A 6,403-nucleotide genomic window follows, 5' to 3' on the forward strand; every position below is an offset into this window, starting at 1 on the left:
CAAGACCTACTTGGTGCTGAAGGTCGCCCAGGGCGACCTGACGGTACGTGTGCCAGCGGACAATGCGGAGTTCGTCGGCGTGCGTGATGTGGTCGGTCAGGACGGGCTGGACCGGGTCTTCGAGGTGCTGCGCGCGCCGTACGCCGAGGAGCCCACGAACTGGTCGCGTCGTTACAAGGCAAACCTGGAGAAGCTCGCCTCCGGCGATGTCATCAAGGTCGCGGAGGTCGTTCGCGATCTGTGGCGTCGTGAGCGCGAGCGCGGACTCTCCGCCGGTGAGAAGCGCATGCTCGCCAAGGCCCGCCAGATCCTGGTGAGCGAGCTGGCTCTCGCGGAGAACACCAACGAGGACAAGGCCGAGGCGCTGCTCGACGAGGTTCTCGCCTCGTAGGCGCGCATCCCCGAAGCACAGCGCTTCTGAAGTGCAGCATTTCTGAAGCACAGTGTTCCTGAAGTGCAGCGCTTCTGAAGTGCAGCGTCCTTGAAGTACAGCGAGACCGCTCGGCCGCGTGCGCTGCACGTCGGCACATGAAATGCCGCGGTGCCCGATGACGTCTCTGTCGTCGCCGGGCGCTGCGGCATGTCTGTACCCGGATGCCGTCCGTACGCTTCACCCCGGGGAAGGCGCCTGAGACCTCCCCCGAGTCCTGGTGTGCCGGGCCCGGGCAGCTGTCTCGACCGATGTCACGGAAGGGTCCGGTCGGGGCGTCGCGCCCGGCACTCCCAGGGCCATACCCACGCCAGGCCAGCACACAAACCTGACAGGAACCGATGTCTGACGAATCGCGTCCCTCGCCCGCGGCCGACGCCGCCGGCACCGCCGCAGGGGCCCGTACCGCCGCCGTGATTCCCGCCGCCGGCCGGGGCGTACGCCTCGGTCCCGGAGCCCCGAAAGCCCTGCGCACGCTGGGCGGCACCCCCATGCTGGTGCACGCCGTCCGCGCCATGGCCGCCTCCCGCCTGGTCTCGCTGGTCGTCGTCGTGGCACCGCCCGACGGCGCCACCGAGGTCAAGGCACTGATCGACGCGCACGCCCTCCCCGAGCGGACCGACGTCCTCGTCGTGCCCGGCGGGGAGTCCCGCCAGGAGTCGGTGCGGCTCGGCCTGGACGCGCTGCCGCCCGAGTACGACACCGTGCTGGTGCACGACGCGGCCCGGCCGCTGGTCCCCGTCGACACGGTCGACACCGTCGTCGAGGCCGTCCGCGGCAGAGCGCCCGCCGTGGTGCCCGCCCTGCCGCTCGCCGACACCGTGAAGGAGGTCGGGCCGCCCGCCGCGCCCGGCGGCGTCGAACCGGTCGTCGCGACCCCGGAGCGGGCGCGGCTGCGCGCCGTGCAGACCCCCCAGGGCTTCGAGCGGGAGGTGCTGGTCCGCGCCCACGCGACCGTCACGGAGAACGTCACGGACGACGCGAGCATGGTCGAGCAGCTCGGCCTGCCGGTCGTGGCGGTGCCCGGCCACGAGGAGGCGTTCAAGGTGACGCGCCCGCTGGACCTGGTGCTGGCCGAGGCGGTCCTGGCGCGCAGGAGGCTCAACGATGGCTTCTGATCCCCTTCCCCCGCTGCCGCGGGTCGGTATCGGCACCGACATCCACGCCTTCGAGGAAGGGCGCGAGCTGTGGTGCGCCGGACTCAGGTGGGAGGGCGAGGGCCCCGGACTGGCCGGGCACTCCGACGCGGACGTCGTCGCGCACGCCGCGTGCAACGCGCTGTTCTCCGCGGCCGGCCTCGGTGACCTAGGGCAGCACTTCGGCACCGGGCGGCCCGAGTGGTCGGGCGCGTCGGGCACGACCCTGCTGACGGAGGCCGCGCGGATCGTCCGGGCCGCGGGCTTCCGGATCGGCAACGTCGCCGTGCAGGTCGTCGGGGCCCGGCCCAAGGTCGGCAAGCGGCGGGCCGAGGCGGAGAAGATCCTCTCCGAGGCCGCCGGGGCGCCGGTCTCGGTCTCCGGCGCGACCACGGACGGACTGGGTTTCCCGGGCCGCGGCGAGGGCCTGATGGCCGTCGCCACGGCCCTGGTCGTCGCCGGCTAGCCGATCCTCGTACGGAGGGGGCGCGTCCGGTCGGCCCGTGTCCGTCAGGGGCCGTCCCGTCGGCCTGTGTGCGGAGGAGTCGTCCAGTCGGCCCGCGTCCGGTGAAGTCGTACAGTCGGCCCGCGTGCGGGAGAGGGGCCGTGTCGGAGGCGTACGTCACGAATGCGTGGCCCCTCGCGGGAAGGTCGCGGGGCACTGGTCCCGGCGCACTACCCTGGACCCGTGACTATTCGGCTGTACGACACCAGCGCCCGGCAGATCCGTGACTTCACCCCGCTCGTGCCGGGCTGCGTCTCGATCTACCTGTGTGGTGCCACCGTGCAGGCCGCCCCGCACATCGGGCACATCCGGTCGGGGCTGAACTTCGACATCATGCGCCGCTGGTTCGCCCACCGCGGCTACGACGTCACGTTCATCCGCAACGTCACCGACATCGACGACAAGATCATCCGGAAGGCGGCGGAGCAGAACCGCCCCTGGTGGTCGATCGGGTACGCCAACGAGCGCGCCTTCAACGACGCCTACGACGCCCTCGGCTGCCTGCCGCCCACCTACGAACCGCGCGCCACCGGCCACATCACCGAGATGGTCGAGATGATGCGCGGCCTCATCGAGCGCGGCCACGCCTACGAGGCCGACGGCAACGTCTACTTCGACGTCCGCTCCCTGCCGGGGTACCTGTCCCTGTCCAACCAGGACATCGACGACCTGCGCCAGCCCTCCGCCGACGGCGAGACCGGCAAGCGGGACCCCCGCGACTTCGCCATGTGGAAGGCGGCCAAGCCCGGCGAACCCAGCTGGGAGACGCCGTGGGGCCGGGGCCGGCCGGGCTGGCACCTGGAGTGCTCCGCCATGGCGCACAAGTACCTCGGCGAGGAGTTCGACATCCACGGCGGCGGGATCGACCTGATCTTCCCGCACCACGAGAACGAGATCGCCCAGGCCCGCGGCTTCGGCGACGCCTTCGCCCGGTACTGGGTGCACAACGCCTGGGTCACCATGAGCGGCGAGAAGATGTCCAAGTCGCTCGGGAACAGCGTCCTGGTCAGCGAGATGGTCAAGCAGTGGCGGCCGATCGTCCTGCGGTACTACCTGGGCACACCGCACTACCGCTCGACCATCGAGTACAGCGAGGAGTCGCTGCGCGAGGCCGAGACGGCGTTCGCCCGGATCGAGGGCTTCGCGCAGCGCGCCGCCGAACTGGCCGGCGGGACCGTCGAGCCCGCCGCCGAGGTGCCGCCCGCCTTCGCCGAGGCCATGGACGACGACCTCGGCGTCCCCCAGGCCCTCGCCGTCGTGCACACCACCGTCCGGCAGGGCAACAGCGCGCTGGCCGCCGACGACAAGGAGGCCGCCGTGGCGCGCCTCGCCGAGGTGCGGGCCATGCTCGGCGTGCTGGGCCTGGACCCGCTGGACGCCCACTGGGCCGGGGAGAGCGACAGCGGCGAGGACCTGCACGGCGTCGTCGACAGCCTCGTACGCCTCGTCCTGGACCAGCGGGAGGCCGCGCGGGCGCGCAAGGACTGGCCGACCGCGGACGCCATCAGGGACCGGCTCGGCGAGTCCGGACTGGTCATCGAGGACGGCCCGCAGGGTCCGCGCTGGAGCCTCGGCCCGCGCTGACCGCACCGGCCAACCGAAGATCGACTGTGCCGCCCGGCCCCCCGGGCGGCACACTGCATAAGACGTACCGAATAAGACGTACCGACAGCATTCAGGAAGCGAGACACGTACTCATGGCCGCTAACAACCGCCGCATGTCCGGCAAGAAGGGCGCGCAGGTCGGCAGTGGCGGCCAGCGACGCCGGGGCCTGGAGGGCAAGGGCCCCACGCCCCCCGCCGAGATGCGCAAGGGCCACGCCAAGCAGCGCGCCGCCAACGCCAAGGTCCGCCGCTCGCAGGGCCGCCCGCCGCAGGGCAAGCGGGGCGGCAGGTCCGCCTCCGAGATGGTCGTCGGCCGCAACCCCGTGGTCGAGGCGCTGCGCGAGGGCGTGCCCGCCACCATGCTCTACGTCCAGCAGTTCATCGACAGCGACGAGCGGGTCCGCGAGGCGCTCCAGCTCGCCGGTGAGCGCGGCGGCATCCACCTCATGGAGGCGCCGCGGCCCGAGCTGGACCGGATGACCAACGGCCTCAACCACCAGGGCCTCGTCCTCCAGGTGCCGCCGTACGAGTACGCCCACCCCGAGGACCTCCTCGCCGCCGCCGCCGACGCGGGCGAGGACGCGCTGATCGTCGCCCTCGACGGCGTCACCGACCCGCGCAACCTCGGCGCGGTCGTCCGCTCCGTCTCCGCCTTCGGCGGCCACGGCGTGGTCGTGCCCGAGCGGCGCGCCGCCGGGATGACCGCGGGCGCCTGGAAGACGTCCGCGGGCACGGCGGCGCGTACGCCGGTCGCGCGCGCCACCAATCTGACGCGCGCCCTGGAGCAGTACAAGAAGGCGGGTGTCGTCGTGGTCGGCCTCGCCGCCGACGCCGAGGCCGAGGTGGGCGAGGTGGACGCGCTGAGCGGGCCGGTCGTCATCGTCGTCGGCAGCGAGGGCAAGGGACTGTCCCGGCTGGTCGGCGAGACCTGCGACTTCCGGGTGCGCATCCCCATGCCGGGCGGCGCCGAGTCGCTCAACGCCGGTGTCGCCGCGGGTGTCGTGCTCTACGAGACGGCCCGCCGGCGGGCCTGACCGGCCGCCCCGACGATCTTGACGGAGTCCGGACAGATAGCGGCGGTCAAGGCAGTGTCCTAACGTCACGTCACTCGGTTAGATGAGTGTGGACACCAGAACACCCCGCACACCCACGGGGGACCGCTCGTCGGGAAACGACGACGCTCCCGCGCTGAGCATGGTGAAGGTGCCGAGCGATCCGGCCCAGGTCATCGTCAACCACGCGAGTTTCCGCGTGCAGTTGGGTACCTCGGCGCGGCGGACCACGTCCGCGCGGATCACGCGGCACCTGAGCGCCACCCAGGACACCGCCCGCATCCCCGTCGTCGGCGCGCCCGACCGGGCGGGCGCCGTCGCGCCCGCCCGGCGCCGGGCCGTCGTCTGGAGCGGCCGGTCCGCCCCGGACGACACCGGCGCCCACCGGCTGCTCCAGGCCGTACGGGCCGGAGCGGGCCGACGCGCGGAGGAGCCCGCCGACGCGGGGGCCACCCAGGTCATCCCGCGCGTCGACGGCGGCGGCCCGCCCTCGCGCACGTACGACGGCTATGACGACGGCTACGACGACGCCCTCACCACGCAGACCCTGGAAACCCCGGTCGTGGGCGCCCAGCGCACTCCCGGCACCCCCGGCCGGACCGAGGGCACCCGGCTGCTGCCCGCCATGCGCACGGTCGGCAGCGCCTACGACGAACCCGCCTTCCAGCAGCCCGTCCACCCGGACGACTACGTCGAGGACGACGACCTCGACCCGGCGGGCACCGGCACCGGCCGCCACACCGACGACCCCGCGCGGCACGCCTACTACCCCGGCCGCCGCATGAACCTGGGCGTCGTGCTGCTCCCGCTGCGCGTCTTCCTCGGCTTCATCTCCGCCTACGCCGGAATGGGCAAGCTCTGCGACCCCGTGTACTTCGACGGCGGCGCGCGCGGCTCCATGGTCAAGTGGCTCAACACCCTGCACCCGTGGGAAGTCGCCGAGCCGCTGCGTCAGTTCGCCCTCGCCCACCCGGTCGGCTCCGGGCTCGTCATCGCCTTCCTCCAGGTCATCGTCGGCGTGCTGACCGTCATCGGCTGCTGGCAGCGCGTCGCCGCCGGGATCGGGGCGTTCCTGTCGGCGGCCCTGCTGCTCACCGTGAGCTGGAAGAGCGTCCCCGTCTACGACGCCCCCGACATCATCTATCTCGCCGCCTGGTCCCCGCTGATCATCGCCGGCGCCCCCGTCTACTCCGTCGACGGCCGCCTCGCGGGCGGTGCCTGGCGGCGTCTCGGCCCCCGCGCCGACCTCTGGGACCTGCGCCGGTACGTGCTGCGCCGCGGCGCCGTCATCACCTTCCTCGTCACCGGCGTCACCCTGCTCGTCGGCTCGCTCCTCGGCGGTGCCGTCCGCGACGCGGACCGCGTGGTCGTCCCCGGCCCCGGCGAGGCCCCGCGCAACAACCTGCCCGGCTCCGCCCTCCCGCGGGAGCCCGGCGAGCGGCAGCGCACGAGCCCCGAGGCGTCGACGCCCCCCACGCAGGGCGCCACGTCGTCCGGCGCGACCGGCCGCGCCACGGACGAGGCCGGCACCCCGGGCGCGACCCGGGACGCGAGCACCTCCGGCGCCACGACCGGCGGCGCGCCCAGCGAGACGCAGGGCGCCGTCGGCGGCGAGGCCCCGCCGCAGCAGAGCAGCCCCGCCGGACAGGCGCCGAGCACCAGCGCCGGTCCCGGC

General features: G+C 73.3%; 6 protein-coding genes. All 6 read left to right on the forward strand.

Annotated features, from left to right (window positions below; genetic code table 11):
* Positions 1-391: CarD family transcriptional regulator (locus UW392_RS00680; protein WP_320772829.1), on the forward strand; the 391-nt coding region annotated here is incomplete at its 5' end.
* 380 nt (positions 392-771) lie between these two features.
* On the forward strand, positions 772-1,548 hold the full coding sequence (gene ispD / locus UW392_RS00685; protein ID WP_320772830.1) for a 2-C-methyl-D-erythritol 4-phosphate cytidylyltransferase: 777 nt from the start codon (positions 772-774) through the stop codon (positions 1,546-1,548).
* On the forward strand, positions 1,538-2,032 hold the full coding sequence (gene ispF, locus UW392_RS00690; protein WP_320772831.1) for a 2-C-methyl-D-erythritol 2,4-cyclodiphosphate synthase: 495 nt from the start codon (positions 1,538-1,540) through the stop codon (positions 2,030-2,032). Before ispD ends, ispF begins: the two co-directional genes overlap by 11 nt.
* A 222-nt stretch (positions 2,033-2,254) precedes the next feature.
* A complete protein-coding gene (cysS, locus tag UW392_RS00695) occupies positions 2,255-3,655 on the forward strand; it encodes a cysteine--tRNA ligase (protein WP_320772832.1) in 1,401 nt (466 codons plus the stop codon).
* Between the two features lie 113 nt (positions 3,656-3,768).
* Entirely contained in the window at positions 3,769-4,710 is a 942-nt protein-coding gene (gene rlmB / locus UW392_RS00700; RefSeq protein ID WP_320772833.1) for a 23S rRNA (guanosine(2251)-2'-O)-methyltransferase RlmB, read from the forward strand.
* A gap of 82 nt (positions 4,711-4,792) precedes the next feature.
* A partial coding sequence (locus tag UW392_RS00705; RefSeq protein ID WP_320772834.1) for a DoxX family membrane protein occupies positions 4,793-6,403 on the forward strand: 1,611 nt, incomplete at its 3' end.

The organism is Streptomyces sp. CRN 30 (assembly GCF_034105845.1).